The following is a 19,967-nucleotide window of genomic DNA, read 5'->3' on the forward strand; positions in this document are numbered from 1 at the left end:
GGTCCCTGCCGCCGATCATCGGGCGGTTCAGGGCGCCATGTAACGGCTTTTTTTCGGTTTTCAATTGAAACCGGGGCATTTCACACTTTATAATCATTCCAGCGACAGGTCGCGGGCTTTCGTATGATACGCAAATCTGCCCCGCGACCGAGGAGCGGCAGGAGCAGATTTATATGGCGACGAGCGCAATTCAGAATGCCGCTGACTGGCTGGAGCGTGGCGGCCTGCGGCCGACGCGGCAGCGTCTGGCCCTGGCCAGCCTGCTGATCGGCGATGGCGAAGACCGCCATGTCACTGCGGAAAGCCTGTTTGATATGGCGGCGGTGGCCGAAGAAAAGGTAAGCCTTGCCACGGTTTACAATACTCTTCGGGCGTTTTGCGATGCCGGGCTGATGAATGAGGTCGTGGTCGATGGCTCGAAAAGCTATTTCGACACCCGGATGGATGATCACCCGCATTTCTTCTGGGAGGACAGCGCCGTGCTGACCGATGCCCCGAAGGAAGAGCTGGAGCTGGCCCGTATTCCCAAAGCCCCCGAGGGCACGGAAGTGAGCCGCGTCGATGTGGTGATCCGGCTGCGCCGCCCGCGCTGAGCGCGCGCCGAAGGCCGAAAAAGCCGCCCCCGGGGCGGCTTTTGTTTTGCGCGCGGGGCTGCCGTGGCGGGGGCAGCGTGGCGGGATCAGCGGGCGATCTCTTCCTGGCGGACGAACATATTGCCCCAGGCGCGCTCGATCAGCTCGGGCGACATCTGATTGGGGATGCCCTCGAAAGCACAGATCGCAATCATCTGATCGATCAGGAAGGTCGGCTGATAATTGGCGAAATTCATCTCAATGGTCGGATATTTCACCTTCAGCAGATACATCAGCGCCTCTTCATTCAGCGGCATCTGCTTTTTGCGCGCCACCATGGCGAAGATCTTCAGGAACATCTCCTGGCTTGGCCCGTCGATTTTGATCTTGAAGAAGATCCGGCGCAGAGCCGCGCCGTCGAAAATCTCATTGGGATGGAAGTTGGTCGAGAAGATCACCAGCGTGTCAAAGGGCACGGTGAATTTCTCGCCCGACTGCAGCGCCAGAATATCGCGGCTTTCCTCCAGCGGCACGATCCAGCGGTTAACGATTTTCTGCGGCGGCTCGGCCTGGCGGCCAAGGTCGTCGATGATGAAAATGCCCCCCGTCGCCTTCAGCTGCAAAGGCGCCTGATAGGTGCGCGACACCGGGTTATAGGACAGGTCCAGCATATCGAGCGACAGCTCGCCCCCGGTGATCACCGAAGGCCGTTCGCACCAGACATAGCGGTTGTCAAAGCGGTTTGAGGTGCGGCGCAGGCTGTTCGGATCATCCAGCGCCGCTTCGGCCGCGGCATGGACGATCGGGTCATAGACCGAGATCACCTGGCCCGAATATTCAATCGCGCGTGGCACATAGACCCTGTCGCCAATGGCTTTGCGGATGCCGTGCGAGATCGAGGATTTACCATTGCCGGGCGGGCCATACATCAGGATTGAGCGGCCGGAGGTGACGGCCGGGCCAAGATTGCCGATCATATCGGGCGGCAGGATCAGCCCGCCCATCCCCTCCATCAGCTGATCGCGGGTCAGTCTGATATTGCGGATCGACTGGCGTCTGATCTGCGCGCTGTATTGCTCCAGCGGCACCGGCACCGCGCCGTAATATTCAGATTGTGACAGGGCGTCGAGGGCGCGGGCTTTGCCGGCATCGGTGAGCTGGAAGCCCATCTCATTGCCGGAATTGGCATGCATGGTCCCTGTTGCTTCCAGCAGGCGCTGGCCGCGTGCGGCATCGATCAGCTCCTGGGTCAGCGGCACCGGCAAAGCAATGGCGCGGGCAATGGCGCTGGTGCTGTCGAGATTGGTGCGAAACATCGTCTTCAGCAAAAGATCGCGCAGCATCACCGGGCTGATGCCGGTATCTTCCAGCGAGCGCGGCGAGGGCGGGGCCTGCACGCCTGCGGCCGTCGCGCCGGCCTGGCCCTGATTTGCCTGCATATTCATCATATCCCGCCCCCACAGCCGGATGGCCGCGAAAATTCATCCTGAAAAAGCAGCGGGCCGCCCACGAGGGACGGCCCGCTTGAAGACAGGATTTGCAGGAAAAAATGTCAGCCTTTGGGCAGGAAGGCGGCGAGAAGGTAAAGAATGAGCATCATCGACAAGGCGAGGCCCATCGGGAATTTCTTCGAGGTCCAGCTGGTCCAGTCCGGCGCCATGGCGCGCACGAAGGGCAGGGCGCGGGCCAGGCGCTGGCCGATCAGCGCCAGGATCGAGCAGAGGGCATAAAGCATGGCAATGAACCAGGGGTCACCGCCGGTGAAAACCCCGGCCATCGCAGCGGCGAATTTGGCGTCGCCGGCGCCAAACAGGCCGGCCATATTGCCAAGAAAGCCCAGCACCAGCACGATGGCCATAATGGCAAAGCCCCAGAGCCAGAGCTCCATCCCGACCGCGGGCCAGCCTAAGATCGCCCAGGCCGCTGCCATGGCAAGGCAGGCCTTATTGCGGATTTTCATGTATTTCAGGTCTGTATATGAGACCCAGAGCGCGATCGGCAGGGTGGCGGGCAAAAGCCACAGCGCCAGATCAGTGGTCGGCATAATGCTCATGTTTACATCTTCACATTGCTGTCGAGGGCGGCAAGCGAACGGGCTGCGGCCTCAAAATGCTGCGGATGGGTGTCAACGGCCTGTTGCAGCAGACCCTTGCCGACGGAAATATCGCCTTGCTTAATGGCCGCCAGGGCAGCGGTGTAGAGCAGTTCGGCCCGCTCGGTCTGGGTCATTTCGACCACCGGCAGGTCATATTTGCGCTGCGCGGCCCGCGACATCATCAGATTGTTCTTGGCGGTGAAAAGCGTCGGGTCATAGGTCAGGGCCTGGATGAACAGCCGCTCGGCCCCGGGGTAATCCTTGCGGGTCAGCTTTGAGAAGCCCCAGTTATTATAGACATTGCCCGGCTTGGTGGTCAGGCCCGAGGCAATCTCATAGAAACTGTCGGCCTTCTTCCAGTTCTTTTCGCTGTCGGCGATCATCGCCTCAAGCCGGTAGCGGTCAAAGGTCTCATGGGTGGGGGGCACCGAATTCAGCGTCGCCTTCGCCTTGTCCCACTGGTTCGAGCGGATCTGGGCATCGGCCAGCATCACTTTGTCTTCGGGCGTGCCTGCGGCGGATCCGGCCACCTGTTCCCAGACCTGGGCCGCCTCATTGGCCTTTCCGGCCCGGATCAGCGATCTGGCAAGGCCACGTTTGAAATCAATGCGCGAAGGGTCTTTCTGCAAGGCCCCCTGGAAATAGGCGACTGCCTCATTCGGGTCACCGATGGTCAGCATAATATCGTTGAGATTGGACTCGTCGATGACATTCACATCTTTGACGGCCCGCTGCACCTCGGCGTCGGTTGCGCCCTGGCAGCCTGCAAGAAAAGCCGTGCCAAGAAGGCACAGCGCAATAACACCCGGCTGGCGCATGTTTCTGCGTCCCTTTTGTAACTGCCCGCTGGTCAGCGATGCCCGGCTCAGAGCTGCGTCAGAAGCACGTATTGGCCCTTGTCGCGGCGCACCAGCTGGAACTCGCCTTTTTCTTCATTATCAGAGTTATATACGCTGGCCTCTGTTCTCGCGATAGCCAGTTTCAGATTGTCGCGGATCGAGTCAGATTGGCCACTGTCGATTGCATAGGCCTGCTGGAATACAACCCTGGCTTCGCCGGTCTTGCCGCGCTCCATCAGCACCACGCCGAGATTATTGAGCGCCGGAACGAATTGCGGATCAATCTCGAGCGCGCGGCGCAGCACCTGTTCTGACTGGCCAAGCCGCCCCAGAGCCAGATTGGCCGAACCAATGGCCGAAAGGGTGTCGACGCTGATCCCATCTTCGGAAGCGGCGCGCAGATAGGCTTTCAGCGCCAGCTCCGGCTCATCCGCCGCCATCAGACGGTGGCCGACCAGCAGCCCGTCGACGGATTCGCCGCGCGGATTGATGCCATGGCCGTCCTTCAGCCTGCCGCCCTCTGTCAGAGCGCAGCCGGCGAGCAGCAGGCTGCAGGCCAGGATCAGCAGTCGCCTATGCGTCACATGCCCCTCATCCGGCCGTTTATCTGGCCATCTGCCCCATCATCACCACGATGCCATGCACCGATGGTCCGATCAGGATAATCAGCAGCGGCGGAACTGTGAACAGCATTGTGCCGAGCGTCAGCTTGGTGGGCAGCATATTTGCTTTTTCTTCGGCGCGCATGACACGTTTGTCACGCATATCGGCGGAATAGACCCGCAAGGCCTCGGCGATTGAGGTACCGAACAAAGCCGATTGCACCAGGGTGGTGACGAAAGAGGCAACATCGGGCACGCCCACCCGGTCGGCCATATCTTTCAGCACCTGCACCCGCTCTTTGCCGGCCTTCACCTCATTGGCGACGATGTCAAACTCCTCGCCAAGCGCGGCATAGCCGGCGCGGCTTTCCCTGGCGACGCGCAGAATAGCCTGGTCGAGGGACTGGCCGGCCTCAACACAGACCAGCATCATATCAAGCGCATCGGGAAAGCCCTCGATGATCTCATTGCGGCGCTTCTCAACCCGCTTATCCACCCAGTAGCCGGGCAGGTAATAGCCCGCCACCGCCGGGATCAGCGCATAGATCAGCAGGGTCTGGGTCGAAACCTCGGCATCACCGGCGCTGCTGGTCAGCGCATAGATGACGCCGACCACCATACCGCCGACGCCCAGAACCATTTTCGCGGCATTGAGCACCCGCACCGCGCCCTTGTCGCGGTAACCGGCGCGCATCAGCTTTTGCCGGGTGGCCGAGAATTCTTCCTCTTTCTGCGGCTCAAGCAGGTGGGCGTATTTCTCCAGCCGGTCGCCTGCGGTTGAACTGCGGCGCAGCTTTTTGTCAGTCTCGCGCCTGGTATCGGCATCTTTATGCTGCGCAAGCTCGGCAAAGCGGTCGCGCTGTTTGCGCATCATGCTCGGCAAAGCGATGGCGACGAGCACAAGGCCAAGCGCGGCGACGGCCATCAGCGGGCCGAGCGTGCCAAACCGCGAGGTCAGAAAGTCGTTGACTGCAGCGATCATTTCACACCTCAGACCTTAATGTTGACCATGATCTTCATGAAGATCACGTTGAGGATCAGGAAGACGCAGACCAGCAGCGCCACCGGAACGAAGACCGCGGTCTCTTTCACCCCGTCGTAATAATTGGGCTGGATCACATTGATCATGATCAGGGCAAGGATCGGGAAAGCCGAGAGGAACATGCCCGACCATTTCGCCTCGGCGGTGATGGCGCGGACGCGGCGGAACAGTTTGAACCGGGCGCGGATCACCTTGGCGAGGCCCTCGAGGATCTCGGCCAGGTTGCCGCCCGATTGCTGCTGAATGGTCACCGCCACCGCGAGGAAGCGCAGATCCTGGCTGTCCATTCTCTCGGCGAAAGCCTTCAGCGCCTCTCCGATATCGCGGCCATAGGCGGCCTCATCGGCAATCACGCCAAATTCGGTGCCCAAAGGATCGGGCACCTCTTTGGCGACAATGCCGATGGCGGCGGTGAAAGGATGGCCGACCCTGAGCGAACGCACCATCAGCTCAACCGCATCGGGCAACTGCTCTTCCAGCAGGTTCATGCGTTTTTTGGCTTTGCCATTGACCCAGACATAGATGCCGCCGATGCCCATACCGGCCGCGATCAGGCAGCGAATGCCAAATTCGGCCCCGGTGCCGATGGTCAGGAGCAGGAAGGCAAAGACGGCGAGGGCCGCCATCATGCCGATCAGCTGAACCGGCGAGAAAGCGATATTGGCGCGCTGCGCCTTTTTCGCGAGCAGCGAATACAGCGGAATATTGCGGGCATTAAGATGCTGGTTCATCTCTTTGCGCAGCTGTTCCAGCACCTGTTCGCGGTTGGAGTTTTTTTCCAGCAGGGTCAGGCGGCGCGAGATGCGGCTGTTCAGGCTGATCGATTTGCCGAACACCGTCAGATAGATGCCTTCCACCAGCAAAAGCACGGCGACGAAGACCAGAATATAGATCAGGGGTGCGATCGACAGGGTCATATCCGGTCCTCAGTTGATGGGTTCGTAGATCGTGGCCGGCAGATTATAGCCCCAGGAGCGGAAGCGCTCGGAATAGGCCGAGCGGATCCCGGTGGCATTGAACCGGCCGATGATCTTGCCCGAAGGCTCGACCCCCAGACGCTCAAAGCGGAAGATCTCCTGCATCGAGATCACCTCACCCTCCATGCCGGTGATCTCGGTCACCGAGGTCATGCGGCGCGAGCCATCCTGCAGACGCGAGGCCTGGACGATCAGATTCACCGCCGAGGCGATCTGTGAGCGCACCGCTTTCAGCGGCATTTCAATCCCGGCCATGGCAACCATGTTTTCCAGACGGCTGATGCCATCGCGCGGGTTATTGGCGTGGATCGTGGTCATCGAGCCGTCATGGCCGGTGTTCATCGCCTGCAGCATGTCGATGACTTCCTCGCCGCGCGTCTCGCCGACGATGATCCGGTCAGGGCGCATCCGAAGCGCGTTGCGCAGACAGTCGCGCTGGGTGACCGCACCCTTGCCCTCGACGTTGGCGGGGCGGCTTTCCATCCGGCCGACATGGACCTGCTGCAGCTGCAGTTCGGCGGTGTCCTCGATGGTCAGCACCCGCTCATCATTGTCGATGAATGAGGATAGAGCGTTCAGCGTGGTGGTTTTCCCCGAGCCGGTACCGCCCGAGACGATGATATTCAGCCGGGTGGAGACCGCCGCCTCGAGATAGGCGGCCATTTCATCGGTAAAGGCGCCAAAGCGCACCAGATCCTCGATCTTCAGCTTTTCTTTCTTAAATTTCCGGATCGAGACCAGCGAGCCATCAACCGCCACCGGCGGCACCATGCAGTTAAAGCGCGAGCCATCGGCCAGACGGGCGTCGCAATAGGGGTTGGATTCGTCGACGCGGCGGCCCACCGCCGAGACGATCTTATCGATGATGCGCATCAGATGACGCTCATCGCGGAAGGTCACATCGGACAGTTCCAGTTTGCCAGCGCGCTCAATGAACACCCGTTTCGGGCCGTTCACCAGAATATCGTTGATCGTCTCGTCTTTCAGCAGCGGCTCAAGCGGGCCGAGGCCCATGACCTCGTCATACAGCTCCTGCACCAGGGTGCTGCGGTCTTCCTTGTTCAGCGCGACCGACATCTCATCCAGCGCTTCGCTGGTCAGCGCCGAGATCTCGCTTTTGAGATTGCTTTCGGAGGCATGTTCCAGCGCCGAAAGGTTCAGGCTTTCCAGCAGGCGCTTGTGGATCTCAAGCTTCAGCTCCATCAGCCGGTCACGGCGCTTTTGCTCTTTATCCGATGCTTGGGCCTCGGCCGGAGCGCGGCCCATCATCCGGGTCGGACGGGTGAGCGTGGCAGGCGCGGGGGCCGGGCCGGAGGGGGCTGCCGTCGCGCCACCAGGCGCCGCAGCCGTTCCGGCCGCCGGAGCCCGGGCAGCCGTGCCCGGGGCGCTTTCCCCGGGGCGGCCGGGGGGCGTGTCTTTGCGGAAGCGGCTGAACATGGGGAAAGCCTCGTAAAAAAATAAAGATCAGGACCGGCCGGCTTCGGAGGCCTTGCTCAGTTCAAACAGCGACCTGGCAAGCTTCTGCAACTCTTTGCGCAAGGGGTTTTTCGCAGCGCTTTCTGCCAGCGGCAGGCCATGGTCATTGGCCTGGGTGACGGCATTGCCGCCATCGGGCAGCTGCACCTCGATCGAGATATCGAGGCTTTCCTGCATCCGCTTCACCCGCGATTTCGCCGAAAGATCGGTGAATTTCGGGGCGCGGTTCAGCACATAGCGCAGTTTTTCATGGGGCAGGCCCTCAGCCTTCAGCGCACGCACGAAGCGCAGCACATTCTGCGCCGAGCGCAGATCGAGATCGATCAGAGTGAAATAGATATGGGCGCGTGACAGGATGGTCTCGGTCCAGGCCACCACGGTTTTCGGCATATCGACCAGCACGAAATCGAAATTCGCCTGGGCCATTTCGAGCAGCCGGCCAAGATCCTCGCCGCTGATAATCTCCAAGGGCAGCATATCGCCCGGCGCGGTGAAAACGCAGAGCCGGTCGTTAAAGCTCTGCATCGATTTCAGGAAGGAATCACTGTCGACCGATTGCGGATCGGTCAGCACCTCAAACACCGCATCCTTGCGCGGCAGGTCGAGATAGGTGGCAATCGAGCCATATTGCAGATCGAGATCGAGCAGACAGACCCGGGGCGGGCTGGTCTTGTCGCAATTGGCCAGCTCCCAGGCAAGATTGGCGGCAAAGGTCGAAGCGCCCGAGCCTCCGGCCATGCCATGCACCGGCAGCAGGATGCCGCTGCGATCGCCGCGGGCTTTAAAGGCGGGGGGGGTGCTGCGCTCTTCCCCGGCGGGTGGCGGTGGCGGCGCGGCGACTGCGGGTTCCTCCGGCTCGTCAGCTGCCGGGCTGTGCAGGCGGGCAATCGCCTCCTGCAGGCCGCCCTCGGGCAGGGGATAGGGCAGGAAGTCCTGGGCGCCGCTGCGCATCAGCTGATGCAGGGCCTGGGGCGAAAGCTGGCCGGCAATCAGCAGGATGCGTACATTGGCCCGGCGCGCGCTCTGGATCACCTCGGTGATCAGGCCCAGCTCTGCCTCATCCTCGCTGTCAAGCGCGATGGCGATGAATTCGAGATCCGCCGCCTCGGGCTGGCCGAAGAACGAGAGCGCATCCTCAAACCCCAGATCGCCCCAGGATTCTCCCATCTCCCGCTCCATCTCATCAATGAGCAGGTCAAAGTTCTGAACATCCCGCGATATGGTGCAGGCCAGAATGGGGGCCGGATCTGGCTGAATGGTCGCCACGCTCGTCATTTCGCCTCACGTTTTATGCCCTTCACGTGCTGCCGGAACTGCCAGAAACGCGCGATGAGAGGGGACTCGCGGATGATCCGCATACCTTACACAGCCGCAAAATGGCTGCTGACCTGGGCAAGATTGGGGCCGAATTAGCGTCAATCCTGGGTAATACAACGCCATTGAAATGCAAAAGACCGGGCAATCGCCCGGCCTTCTGGAACAAGGGTCTGGCGCTCAGCCGCCGCCAGCGACCTCGGTGCTGGCGCCGCTGCTGACCGGATGGGCGCGCGCGGCAGAATCGACATATTCACGCCAGATGATCTGGGCATATTTGCCGTTCAGCACCAGCGGGTTGTTCTGCACAAATCCCGAGACCTCGGTGACGGTGCGGCGGTTGCGCTGCTCGGGGGCGCTGGTCTGGATCAGCGGGCGGGTCTTGCCGAAACTGACCACGGCCTCAAGCCGCGATTTCGACACGCCCCGTGCCGCAAGATAGGCGACAACCGCATCGGCACGGCGTTTGCCGAGCGCTTTATTATAGGCATTGCTGCCCACCAGATCGGTATGGCCAAAGACCTTGAAGCGCACTTCAGGGAATTTGCGGATGAAATGCGCCTGTTTGTCGAGTGCGGCCCGGGCCTCGGGGCTGAGCACGGCACTGTTGAAGGCAAAAGTAACGGTATCAGGGACTTCGGCTGCGAAGCGCTGGGCGAGAGCGATGGTATATTCTATCTGCCCGGTGTGCAGCAGCGTGTTGTTCATGGTGGAATTGCCAAACTCGCCGCTGTCAACATGCGAGCCGATTTCGGCATCGCTGCAGGCGCTCAGCGCAAGAACGCAGCTCAGGGCAAGCAGCTTTCGGGTCAGATTGCTTTGCATCCCGCTCACTCCATCACATAGCCATAGGAGGACGAGAAGTCCTGACGCGCCACTTCGCCCGCCGCGCCTTTGGTCGGCTTGCCGGCCACATCGCCAAACAGGAACAGCTCTTTCTCGCTGGGGATACGGACCCGGTCGGTTGGCAGGGCCAGCGCCTCGCCGCGCACCGGCGAGACCAGATGCGGCGTCACAATGATCACCAGCTCCGACTGCGAGCGCTGATAGTCGACCGAGCGGAACAAAGCGCCAAGGATCGGTACATCGCCCAGCCATGGCACCTGGCCGTTGGAATTGCGGAAGTCATCCTGGAGCAGGCCGGCAATGGCAAAGCTTTCGCCATCGCGCATCTCGACCGTGGTTGAAGTCTCGCGCCGTTTAAAGCCGCTGACCGAGAAATTTTCGGTTTTGATGGTTGATCCGGCATCAATCGAGCTGACCGCCGCAGTGATCTGCAGATTGATAATGTCGCCGTCAATCACATAGGGGGTAAAGTTCATCTCGACGCCGAAGGGCTTATATTCGATGGTGATCGAGCCCTCATCGCCGCGCACCGGGATCGGATATTCCCCGCCGGCAAGGAATTTGGCTTCCTGGCCGGAAAGCGCGGTCAGATTCGGCTCGGCGAGGGTGCGGACCATGCCTTTGGATTCCAGCGCTTCAAGCAGCACGGCAAATTCAAGGGCCCCGGCCGAGAAGCCCAGACCCAGCGCGCCATTGGCCCCGGTGGTCACGGTATTGCCGGCGAAGAGATTGTTGATACCGTCAATATTGCCGGTGCCAATCGAGCCGCCGACCGAATTGCTGTTGGAATTCACCCCGATCGAGGCCGAAAGGCCTTTTGATACCGAGCGCTGCATTTCGGCAAAACGCACTTTCAGCATCACCTGCTGGGTGCCGCCAACCACCATCAGATTCGACACCCGGTCCGGCGCATAGCGGCTGGCCAGATCAAGCGCCCGGTCAAGCTTGGCGGTGGAACTGACCGTGCCCGAGAGGACGATGCCGTCATTGGCGGTGCGCACTTCGATATTCTCGCCCGGCAGAATCTGGCGCAGCCGCTCTTTGAATTCGGCAATATCGGGGGTCACATGCACATCGACATTCGAGATCAGCTTACCATCCGGGGTCAGCAGCGTCATCGTGGTGCGCCCCGGCGCCTTGCCGAGCACATAAATCGACTGGTTCGAGAGCGTGGAAATATCGGCAATGCCCGGATTGGCGATCGAGAGTTCTCCGAAGGGGACGTCACTTTCCACAACCACGGCGCGATTCATCGGAACCGCCAGCGCGGAAGAGGCCTGGCCGGACATAACCCGCAAAACGTCAGCGCTGACGGGGGATGTGCCACTGGAACAGATCAGTGCAAAGCCGAAAATACCGGCTGCTATTTGTGTCTTAATGCTCATGTGATCTGCCCTTTCGATCACGCCTCATTGCGGGTCTTAAGCGCCCTGATAATCAGATGACTTTGGCGGATTCGCCGTTTTTATGCAAGAATCAACCGCTTGTCGCAGTTTTCTGATGTGGGCAACCTGCAACAGCACCATTGCCAGGCAGCAATTGCTGTCGCTTACCCTAAATGATGTGGGACCGGAGCGGCCCTCAGCCTGCTCCGGTCCCGGTTTCTCAGCCTGTCAGTTGGTGCAGGCAATCGGTGTTTCGATAATTTCACTACCTTTACGGGTGCGGATGGTGCAGACCTCCGGCGCGGCGGCCTCGACCACGGCCTCGGGGATTTTTTCCTCAATGCCGAGCAGTTTGTTGCGGTCGATCTCGATCAGCTCAGAGCTGGCGATGCTGCCTGCCTGAACCAGAGACATGGCCAGACGCCCGCTGGCCTGAGCCTGGGTCAGGCGCGCGACGACCTCCTTAGTGGCGGCGACGGTCACGGTGCGCGCTGTACTATCACTGCGCTGGGTCAGATCGGAGGACTGATCGACCGCAATCACCCGCACCGCATTTTCAATCAGCCGGGTAACCTCGCCTTCACCGGTCTGGCCGGTCCAGTAAATGTCGATGAAATCGTCAGGCATCACAAAGCTTGCGATCCCGGAATTTGTGCTGACCTGGATCTGGATAGCGCTTTCGCCTGGTTCCAGTTTGCTGGTCAGGGCGGCAACCTGGCCCGGTTCGGTCAGGCGCGAGGCAACCAGAACCTCATTCACTTCGATCGAGCGGCGGGCAAAGCGCGGCCGGGTTGCCTCTGGCGGAAAAAGTACAGCCTCATCCGTATAAATTCCGGCGGGGGCGAATTTTTCCTGGATCCAGATTTTGCGTATATTGGCCTTATCCAGCGGATCGCCATATTTCAGCGGCTTGCTGAGCGCATAGACCTCAATCAGCCTGCCGGTGATTTCCTGCTGTTTCAGCGCCGCATTCAGCCGCTGCTCACTTTGCCCGATGTATGCCTGGGCCATGTAGACGGCGAAGCCTGCGAGGGCGACGCCGATGATCAGAACAAGACCGAATATCGCTCGCATAATGGTTCCCTGTCTCGGTAAACTGTTTTGCCTGCCTGGGGCAGGCCGGGGGCAGGGCCATCAGCCCTGAGAATCTGCGTCACTCTCATCCGGCGCGGCGCTGCCGAACAGCGCAGTTCTGATCTCATCGATCTCAGTGCCGATATCGGTTGCGAGACCGCGCACCGCCTCGCGCACCGGTGTGAGCACGAGCAGGAACATCAGGGAAATGATGCCTGCGGTCAGGACGACCCAGTCGACCGTGACCGCGCCGGACTCAGATCTGATAAATCTGTGGATAGCCTGTCGCATGGGAGCCTCCTGGGCGTGGTCTGATAGCTGGGCAGTTCGGTTGCAATCTGCACGGAGAATTTTCAGGGCATCTTACTGACCGGAAAATACGGCATATCCATGGTAATCTGCCGGTGTTCTTGTGTGGGCCGGTCGCAATGCGGGCGCAGGCCAGCGCATGCCGGGCTGACTGTGCGAAGGGTTGCGCGAAGGGTCTTCGTTTTATGCCAAAGCCGCGCCCTGGGGCGCGGCTGGCAGATCCCACGCGTGGATCGGGCGGAAGGCTGCTTACGAACCAGCGTTCTTCATTTCGTTGCCGGCCTTCTCGACTTCGCCTGCGATGTCGTCGGCCAGGTTTTCGATCGACGGACGCACAGCCGCCATCACGATCAGGCCGAGGCCGACGATTGCTGCGGTCAGAACGACCCAGTCAACGGTCACTGCGCCGTCTTCATCTTTCTGGAAGCGGTTCACGAAGGTCATCAGTTTCATTGCTTTGTCCCTTTCAAAGGTGCTCAAATTTCGCTCATCCGCCTCGGGTGTGTCAGACCGGCCTCTGTTCCGTTCCGCTCTTCCGTTCGGGATGAACACATATAGATCCTCAATCGTGGCGCCTTTGGGAAAGGGCCAGGGCATTTTCGCAGCAGGGATCCTGCCCCGGAGAATATTCCATTATCTATATGATTTTGCATGAAAATATTTATTAACGGCGGATGCTGGCCGCAGGGGGGCAGATGCTGGCCGCGTGGTAATTCTGTCAAATTAGGCAGAATTGCCTTTTTTAAAGGGGGATTGTGCTTTGTTCAGGCCGACAGATCTGCGATTCTGCCGGGAAAGATAAAAGAGCAGCATCCCGCATGATCCGTAGATTCGCTGAGACAGCAGCGGTGCTTCTTGCTGCCGCGCTTTTGCCGGGCCCGGTGGCGGCAGAGCAGGAGGATTTTACCTTTCGCCGGATCCGGGTCGGCGAGATGGACAGCAGCCGCAGAATCACCGTGCAGATTGATCCGGCCGAACAGGCGCGCCGTCTGGCCGCCACGGCCTGGAAAGATCCGGCGCTGAAATCGGCTGAAAAGCCCGATGCCACGGCGCCGCTCAGCCCCGCAACAGTTCCGGGGGCGGCCCCCGCCTCGTCCTATGCCTGGTTCTGGGAGGCCATCCCTCCCGGCAGGGCAGAGGTGGCCGGACGTTTCCCGGCCGCGCTTTCGGCTTTGTCGAAAGGCCCGGGCGGGGCGCAGGTCAGCGCACCACGGCTGCAGTCGATGCAGACCATGGCCGAGATCTATGGGCGCGAGATTTTGCTGGCGACGGTTGGCACCGAGGTCTCGCCGGCGCTGGTACTGGCGGTGATCGGGATTGAAAGCGCCGGGCGTAAGGATGCCATCTCATCTGCCGGGGCGGTGGGGCTGATGCAGCTGATCCCCGCTACGGCCGAGCGATTCGGCGTGACAGATCCGACCGATGCCGCCCAGAATATCAAAGGCGGTGTCGCCTATCTCAGCTGGCTGATGCAGGAATTTGACCGCGATCCGCTGATGGTGCTTGCTGCCTATAATGCGGGCGAGGGGGCGGTGCGAAAGAATAATGGCGTGCCGCCCTATGCCGAGACCCGCGATTATGTGCCCAAAGTGCTGGCGGCCTGGCAGGTGGCCCAGGGTCTGTGTCAGACCCCGCCTGAACTGGTGACCGACCCCTGTGTCTTTCGCATCCTCGCCTCCGGCACCGGGGGCTGATGCATTCCCCGGCACGCGCGCGGGCAAAGACGGGCTTTCCTGGGCGGCAGCAATCGGTTAGGCAGGGGTGCCGGCCCCCTGGGGCAGATGCGGACGTGGCGAAACTGGTAGACGCAGCAGACTTTAAAATTGGAGTGCCCGGAGGGAAACCTCCGGAGTAGAACCGCTCAAATTCGGGGAAAGCTAAAGCGCTGCGGCGCAATGCCAATCCCGAGCCAAGCCCTGGGCAACCGGGGAAGGTGTAGAGACTGGACGGGTGGTGCCTGTAGCCTGTGGCTTGCCGCAGGTATGGTAAAGGGACAGTCCAGACCACGAACATGGTCCGCAACGGGCTATGGCGGCGAAAGTCGAAGTGGGATGAAAATCTGCCTTCCGTAAGGAATTACGGGTTCGATCCCCGTCGTCCGTACCAGGCCCCGTGGGCCGGTGATCACAAAAGCGCAAGGCCCGGAGGCATGCCCCCCGGGCCTTGCGCTTTTGTGATCACCGGCCTGCCGCTCAGGGCGTGGCCACAGTCGCCCTTTGGGCCATCAGCCCGATCTCGCTTTCGGCGGGCAGGCCGCTCAGCACGCTGGGCAGGGCCTCGCGTTCGATCTCAGGCCTGACCGCCCGCTGATCTGGCCCTACATCGAGCCAGAGGCATCAGGCACGATCACCGAGCGCCCCTTGGCCCGAAGGGCGGCGGGCAGGCTGAGGGGCAGCAGGCTGAGGCAAAGGGTGAGGTTGCGCAGGAATGACATCTGTAAGCTTCGCAACGACTGTGACGATGGCCGGGGGCAGAAACGGGCGCGCGCATCGGGGCGCGGCCCTGAGGGTCTTTCCACGGATTAGTCTGAAGCAGAGCCTGATTTCAGGCAAGCGCGATGGAGGCGGGCGCGTCGCCGTTACAGCGCCTCTTTCACCGCCTCCATCGCCACATAGGTTGAGGTCTGGGCGACATGGGGCAGGGCGGAAATGCGCTCGGCCAGCACGCGGCGATAATCGGAAATATCCGAGGTGCGCACCTTCAGCAGATAGTCGAACCGGCTGGCAATCATATGACATTGCTCGACTTCCGGCACGGTCAGCACGGCGCGGTTAAAGGCCTGCAGCGCCGCTTCGCGGGTATCATCAAGGCGCACCTCGACAAAAGCCACATGGGCGAGGCCCATTTTCACCGGGTCGAGAATGGCGCGGTAGCCGGCAATCAGCCCCTCTTCCTCCAGTCGTTTCATCCGGGCCTGGACCGGGCTTTTCGACAGACCAACCCGGCGCGCCAGCTCGACGGCGCTGATCCGGCCCTCGGTGGCAAGAATCCGCAGGATTGCATGGTCAAACCGGTCGGGTTCAAAAGATGATGACGGCATGTGTTTCCCCGATTTTGTGGTCATACTGACTTAGCATATTCAGATAATCAGGAAAACAGACTTATCATCTCGGTGTATTATAGGCAAAACGCAGGAGCGCGCGCTATGAAAAATGCCTGGGACATCGTTGCCGAAGACAGCCTTACCGATGAGGCGCAGCTGGTTGAAAAGCTGACAGCGGATGCCGGGCTTTCGCAGGCAGACCGCGCGCGTATCGCCGCCGCCGGGGCCGAGCTGGTGCGCCGGATCCGTAGCGGGGCCAGGCCCGGGCTGATGGAGGTCTTCCTCGCCGAATATGGCCTCTCGACCGATGAGGGCATTGCGCTGATGTGTCTGGCCGAGGCTTTGCTGCGGGTGCCGGATGCAATCACCATGGATGCGCTGATCGAGGATAAGATCGCGCCTTCCGACTGGGGCCGCCACCTTGGCCATTCGGCCTCCAGCCTCGTCAATGCCTCGACCTGGGCGCTGATGCTGACCGGCAAGGTGCTCGATGAACGCGGCCCGGGCATTGCCGGCAGCCTGCGCGGCGCGATCCGCCGCCTCGGCGAGCCGGTGATCCGCACCGCCACCACCCGCGCCATGAAAGAGATGGGCCGCCAGTTCGTCCTGGGCGAAACCATTGAAAAGGCGATGAAGCGCGCGCGTGAGCTCGAGGAAAAGGGCTTTACCTATTCCTATGATATGCTGGGTGAGGCGGCGCGGACCGAAGCGGATGCACGGCGCTACCACCTTGCCTATACCAAAGCGATCACCGCGATTGCCGGGGCGGCGAAGGGTAAGGATATCGGCGCCAATCCGGGGATTTCGGTCAAGCTCTCGGCCTTGCATCCGCGCTATGAGATTGCCCAGGAAGAGCGGGTCATGGCCGAGCTGGTGCCGCGTCTGCGCGCCCTTGCGGGCCTCGCCAAGGCGGCGGGCATCGGCTTTAACATTGATGCCGAGGAGGCCGACCGCCTCGATCTGTCGCTGCGGGTGATCGAGGCCGCGCTCGAAGACCGCTCGCTGGCGGGCTGGGATGGCTTTGGCGTCGTGGTTCAGGCCTATGGTCGGCGCTGCAGCGCGGTGATTGATGTGCTCTATGATATGGCCAGCCGGCTGAATCGCCGCATCATGGTGCGTCTGGTCAAGGGCGCCTATTGGGATGCCGAGATCAAACGCGCTCAGGTGCTGGGTCTGGAAAGCTTCCCGGTCTTTACCCGCAAACAGGCGACCGACGTTTCCTATATTGCCAATGCCCGTAAACTGCTGGGCATGACCGACCGGATCTATCCGCAATTTGCCGGCCATAATGCCCATACCGTGGCGGCGGTGCTGGATCTGGCCGAGGCAGCCGGCGTCGGCCCTGCACAATATGAATTCCAGCGCCTGCATGGCATGGGTGAGCGGCTGCATGATATCGTGCTGACGGATCGTGGCACCCGCTGCCGGATCTATGCTCCGGTGGGTGCGCATCGCGATCTGCTGGCCTATCTGGTGCGGCGTCTGCTGGAAAACGGCGCGAATTCTTCCTTCGTGAACCAGATCGTCGATGAGAGCGTTGCGGCAGAAGAAGTCGCCGCCTGTCCCTTTGCCTATATGGAAAATATCGCGCCGAAGGCCAGTCCGCTGGTGCCGCCCGGCCCGCAGCTCTTCCCGGCGCGACGGAATTCGAAAGGCTTTGACCTGACCTCGCGCGCCGATCTGGCGGTGATTGAGGCGGCGCGGGCCCCCTTCATCGGGACCCGCTTCGCGGCTGCGCCGCTGCTCGCGGGCCCGGTCGCAGGCCAAGCCCCGCAGGAGGTGATCAATCCGGCCAGCGGCGCAGGCATCGGCCAGGTGGTGACGGCCAGCGCCGCAGATGTGGATACCGCGCTGGGCCAGGCAAGCCCCTGGGCGGCCGAAGCCGCAACCCGGGCCGGGGTGCTGAACCGCGCCGCTGATCTCTATGAGGAAAACTTCGGTCAGATCTTTGCGCTTCTGGCGCTTGAGGCGGGCAAGACCCTGGCGGATGCGGTGGGAGAGCTGCGTGAAGCGGTTGATTTCCTGCGCTATTATGCCAGTGAAGCGCTGTCGCTCACCGCGCCGCCGCGTGGACGCTTTACCTGCATCAGCCCCTGGAACTTCCCGCTGGCCATCTTCTCGGGCCAGATTGCCGCGGCGCTGGCCGCAGGCAATGCCGTGCTTGCCAAGCCCGCCGAACAGACGCCGCTTATCGCCCATCTGGCGGTGAGCCTGCTGCATCAGGCGGGGGTGCCGGCCGCGGCGCTGCAGCTTTTGCCGGGCGAGGGGGATGTCGGCGCGGCCCTGACCTCGGACCCGCGCGTCGATGGCGTGGCTTTCACCGGCTCGACCGAGACCGCACTGCTGATCCGCAAGGCCATGGTTGAGAACCTCGCCCCCGGCGCGCCGCTGATTGCCGAGACCGGCGGGATGAATGCGATGGTGGTCGATTCGACCGCTCTGCCCGAACAGGCGGTGCGCGATATCCTCGCCTCCTCCTTCCAGTCGGCCGGTCAGCGCTGCTCGGCTCTGCGCTGCCTTTATGTGCAGGAAGACATCGCCCCTGCGATCCTCGAGATGCTGGAAGGTGCGATGGATGAGCTGGTGATCGGCGATCCGGCCCGGCTGGTGACCGATGTCGGCCCGGTGATCGATGCTGAGGCGCTGGAGACGATCCGCGCCCATATCGCCACCGCGCGGCGCGAGGGGCGGCTGATCAAAGAGCGTGACGTGCCCGAAACCGGCACTTTCGCCCAGCCTGCGGTGATCCGCGTCAGCGGCGTGGGCGAGATGCAGCGCGAGATCTTCGGCCCGGTCCTGCATGTGGCCACCTTCGCCGCCGGCCAGATTGATCAGGTGATCGCCGGGATCAATGCCACCGGCTACGGCCTGACCTTCGGCCTGCACACCCGCATCGATGACCGGGTGCAGCATTTCGTCGAGCAGATCCATGCCGGCAATATCTATGTGAACCGCAACCAGATCGGCGCGGTGGTGGGCAGCCAGCCCTTCGGCGGCGAGGGGCTTTCGGGCACCGGGCCGAAGGCGGGCGGGCCGAACTATCTGCAGCGCTTCACCCGAGCTGCGGGCGGTGAGGCGGGCAGCCCCGGCACGCCCGCGCAGGAGGCAGATGCCGCAGCGGCGCTGGCCGGGCTGAAAGCGCCCGCCATGGCCGAGCCGCGCGATCTGCCGGGGCCGACCGGCGAGTCGAACCGGCTGGGGCAGATCCCGCGCGAGGCGCTGCTTTGCCTTGGCCCGGGGGCCGGGGCGGCAGCGGCTCAGGCCGCAGCCGTGCAGGCGCTGGGCGGTCTGGCTTTGCCGCTGGCCGATCTCGCGCCCGAGGCGCTGGCCCGGCTGCAGGGCTTTGGCGGCGCGCTGTGGTGGGGCGGTGAGGCCGAGGGGCGCGCCTATGGCCGCGCGCTTGCCAGCCGACAGGGGCCGATCCTGCCGCTGATCACCGGCGCGCCGGATCAGGGCCATGTGGTGCATGAGCGCCATGTCTGCATTGATACCACCGCTTCGGGCGGCAATGCCCGCCTGTTGTCGGAAGTGTCCGGCGCCTGAACGGGGGGCTGAACGTGGGCCTGAACGGGGGCTTTGCCCCGCTCTGACTTGACCCAAAGCGCGACCCTTGCGAGGGTCGCGCATGTTTCCGATCCGCGATCATAATCCCTCGGGGCGCAGGCCCTTTGTCACCCTCGCGCTGATCGCGCTGAATATTGGCATTTTTCTTGCCTATTACCCCGGCGCCAGCGATGGTCAGCTGGCCCGGACCTGGATGGACTGGGCGCTGATCCCGGGGCTGATCACTGGCGGATCGCATCCCTGGACCCTGCTGACCCATATGTTCCTGCATGGCGGCTGGATGCATCTGGCGGGCAATATGCTGTTTCTCTGGATCTTCGGCGATAATCTTGAGGCTGAGATGGGGCCCTTGCCCTATCTTGGCTTCTATCTGCTCTCGGGCCTCGCTGCAGCGGCTTTGCAGATCCTGGCCGAGCCTGGCTCGCCGGTGCCGATGGTGGGCGCCTCTGGTGCGATTGCCGGGGTGATGGGGGGCTATCTTCTGCTCTATCCCCGGGCCCGGGTCGATGTGCTGCTGATCCTGGTGATCTTCTTCAAAATCTTCACTCTGCCGGCCTGGATCGTGCTGGGGCTCTGGATCGGGGTGCAGCTCTTTGCCGGGCTGGCGGTGCAGGGCGATGAGGGGATTGCCTATTTTGCCCATATCGGCGGCTTTTTCGCCGGGATTGCGCTGGCGCTGCCGCTCTGGTGGCGGCTGGGCGCCCGGCGGCTCTGGACACGCACCGCAGGTCAGCCGCCGCATCCGGTGGCGCGCTACCCGCTCGGGGTAAGCTCGGTGCCAAGGACCGGGAGGCGTCGTTAGGCAGGCGGGGCAAAGAAAAAGCGCGGC

At 62.1% G+C, this 19,967-nt stretch carries 18 protein-coding genes; 4 read left to right on the top strand and 14 right to left on the bottom strand.

Translation table 11 applies throughout. The annotated features are described in order from the left end of the window. Positions 1–173 precede the first annotated feature (173 nt). On the top strand, positions 174–593 hold the full coding sequence (gene irrA, locus H0485_RS14455; RefSeq protein WP_226936644.1) for an iron response transcriptional regulator IrrA: 420 nt from the start codon (positions 174–176) through the stop codon (positions 591–593). Positions 594–679: 86 nt separating this feature from the next. On the opposite strand, the gene H0485_RS14460 is transcribed toward irrA, so the two are convergent. From H0485_RS14460 to H0485_RS14520, 13 genes are all read right to left on the bottom strand, one after another. After that, entirely contained in the window at positions 680–2,017 is a 1,338-nt protein-coding gene (locus H0485_RS14460) for a DUF8689 domain-containing protein (protein WP_435531509.1), read from the bottom strand. 107 nt (positions 2,018–2,124) lie between these two features. Then, positions 2,125–2,625, bottom strand: a complete 501-nt coding sequence (locus H0485_RS14465; protein ID WP_226936646.1) for a prepilin peptidase — start codon at positions 2,623–2,625, stop codon at positions 2,125–2,127. A 2-nt stretch (positions 2,626–2,627) separates the two neighbouring features. Then, positions 2,628–3,485: a tetratricopeptide repeat protein gene (locus tag H0485_RS14470; protein ID WP_226936648.1), complete on the bottom strand. Its 858-nt coding sequence runs from the start codon at positions 3,483–3,485 to the stop codon at positions 2,628–2,630. Positions 3,486–3,532: 47 nt separating this feature from the next. Further along, positions 3,533–4,090, bottom strand: coding sequence for a tetratricopeptide repeat protein (locus H0485_RS14475; protein ID WP_435531507.1), 558 nt, complete (start codon positions 4,088–4,090; stop codon positions 3,533–3,535). Positions 4,091–4,109: 19 nt separating this feature from the next. After that, positions 4,110–5,090: a type II secretion system F family protein gene (locus H0485_RS14480; protein WP_226936649.1), complete on the bottom strand. Its 981-nt coding sequence runs from the start codon at positions 5,088–5,090 to the stop codon at positions 4,110–4,112. Between the two features lie 8 nt (positions 5,091–5,098). Next, positions 5,099–6,067, bottom strand: coding sequence for a type II secretion system F family protein (locus H0485_RS14485; RefSeq protein WP_226936650.1), 969 nt, complete (start codon positions 6,065–6,067; stop codon positions 5,099–5,101). Between the two features lie 9 nt (positions 6,068–6,076). Continuing rightward, positions 6,077–7,564 (bottom strand): TadA family conjugal transfer-associated ATPase, encoded by a 1,488-nt coding sequence (locus tag H0485_RS14490; RefSeq protein WP_226936651.1) that lies wholly within the window; start codon positions 7,562–7,564, stop codon positions 6,077–6,079. Between the two features lie 27 nt (positions 7,565–7,591). After that, a complete protein-coding gene (locus H0485_RS14495; protein ID WP_226936652.1) occupies positions 7,592–8,878 on the bottom strand; it encodes a CpaE/TadZ family protein in 1,287 nt (428 codons plus the stop codon). A gap of 219 nt (positions 8,879–9,097) precedes the next feature. After that, on the bottom strand, positions 9,098–9,742 hold the full coding sequence (locus tag H0485_RS14500) for an OmpA family protein (protein WP_226936653.1): 645 nt from the start codon (positions 9,740–9,742) through the stop codon (positions 9,098–9,100). Between the two features lie 5 nt (positions 9,743–9,747). Next, positions 9,748–11,148, bottom strand: a complete 1,401-nt coding sequence (locus H0485_RS14505) for a type II and III secretion system protein family protein (RefSeq protein ID WP_226936654.1) — start codon at positions 11,146–11,148, stop codon at positions 9,748–9,750. 228 nt (positions 11,149–11,376) lie between these two features. Further along, on the bottom strand, positions 11,377–12,222 hold the full coding sequence (gene cpaB / locus H0485_RS14510) for a Flp pilus assembly protein CpaB (protein ID WP_226936655.1): 846 nt from the start codon (positions 12,220–12,222) through the stop codon (positions 11,377–11,379). A gap of 60 nt (positions 12,223–12,282) precedes the next feature. Next, the gene (locus tag H0485_RS14515; protein ID WP_226936656.1) at positions 12,283–12,513 is read right to left on the bottom strand and encodes a Flp family type IVb pilin; all 231 of its coding nucleotides are present in this window, start codon (positions 12,511–12,513) and stop codon (positions 12,283–12,285) included. 267 nt (positions 12,514–12,780) lie between these two features. After that, entirely contained in the window at positions 12,781–12,984 is a 204-nt protein-coding gene (locus H0485_RS14520) for a Flp family type IVb pilin (RefSeq protein ID WP_226936657.1), read from the bottom strand. 365 nt (positions 12,985–13,349) lie between these two features. On the opposite strand from H0485_RS14520, the gene H0485_RS14525 reads away from it, so the two are divergent. Continuing rightward, positions 13,350–14,225, top strand: a complete 876-nt coding sequence (locus H0485_RS14525) for a lytic transglycosylase domain-containing protein (RefSeq protein ID WP_435531508.1) — start codon at positions 13,350–13,352, stop codon at positions 14,223–14,225. Between the two features lie 884 nt (positions 14,226–15,109). On the opposite strand, the gene H0485_RS14530 is transcribed toward H0485_RS14525, so the two are convergent. After that, positions 15,110–15,571: an Lrp/AsnC family transcriptional regulator gene (locus tag H0485_RS14530; protein ID WP_226936658.1), complete on the bottom strand. Its 462-nt coding sequence runs from the start codon at positions 15,569–15,571 to the stop codon at positions 15,110–15,112. Between the two features lie 105 nt (positions 15,572–15,676). On the opposite strand from H0485_RS14530, the gene putA reads away from it, so the two are divergent. Both putA and H0485_RS14540 read left to right on the top strand, forming a co-directional pair. Then, complete coding sequence (gene putA / locus H0485_RS14535) at positions 15,677–19,117, top strand: bifunctional proline dehydrogenase/L-glutamate gamma-semialdehyde dehydrogenase PutA (protein ID WP_226936659.1); 3,441 nt, start codon at positions 15,677–15,679, stop codon at positions 19,115–19,117. An 82-nt stretch (positions 19,118–19,199) separates the two neighbouring features. Further along, positions 19,200–19,940: a rhomboid family intramembrane serine protease gene (locus H0485_RS14540; RefSeq protein WP_226936661.1), complete on the top strand. Its 741-nt coding sequence runs from the start codon at positions 19,200–19,202 to the stop codon at positions 19,938–19,940. The last annotated feature ends 27 nt before the right edge of the window (positions 19,941–19,967 follow it).

Source organism: Pseudogemmobacter faecipullorum (assembly GCF_020539525.1).
GTDB classification, from domain to species: Bacteria; Pseudomonadota; Alphaproteobacteria; order Rhodobacterales; family Rhodobacteraceae; genus Pseudogemmobacter; species Pseudogemmobacter faecipullorum.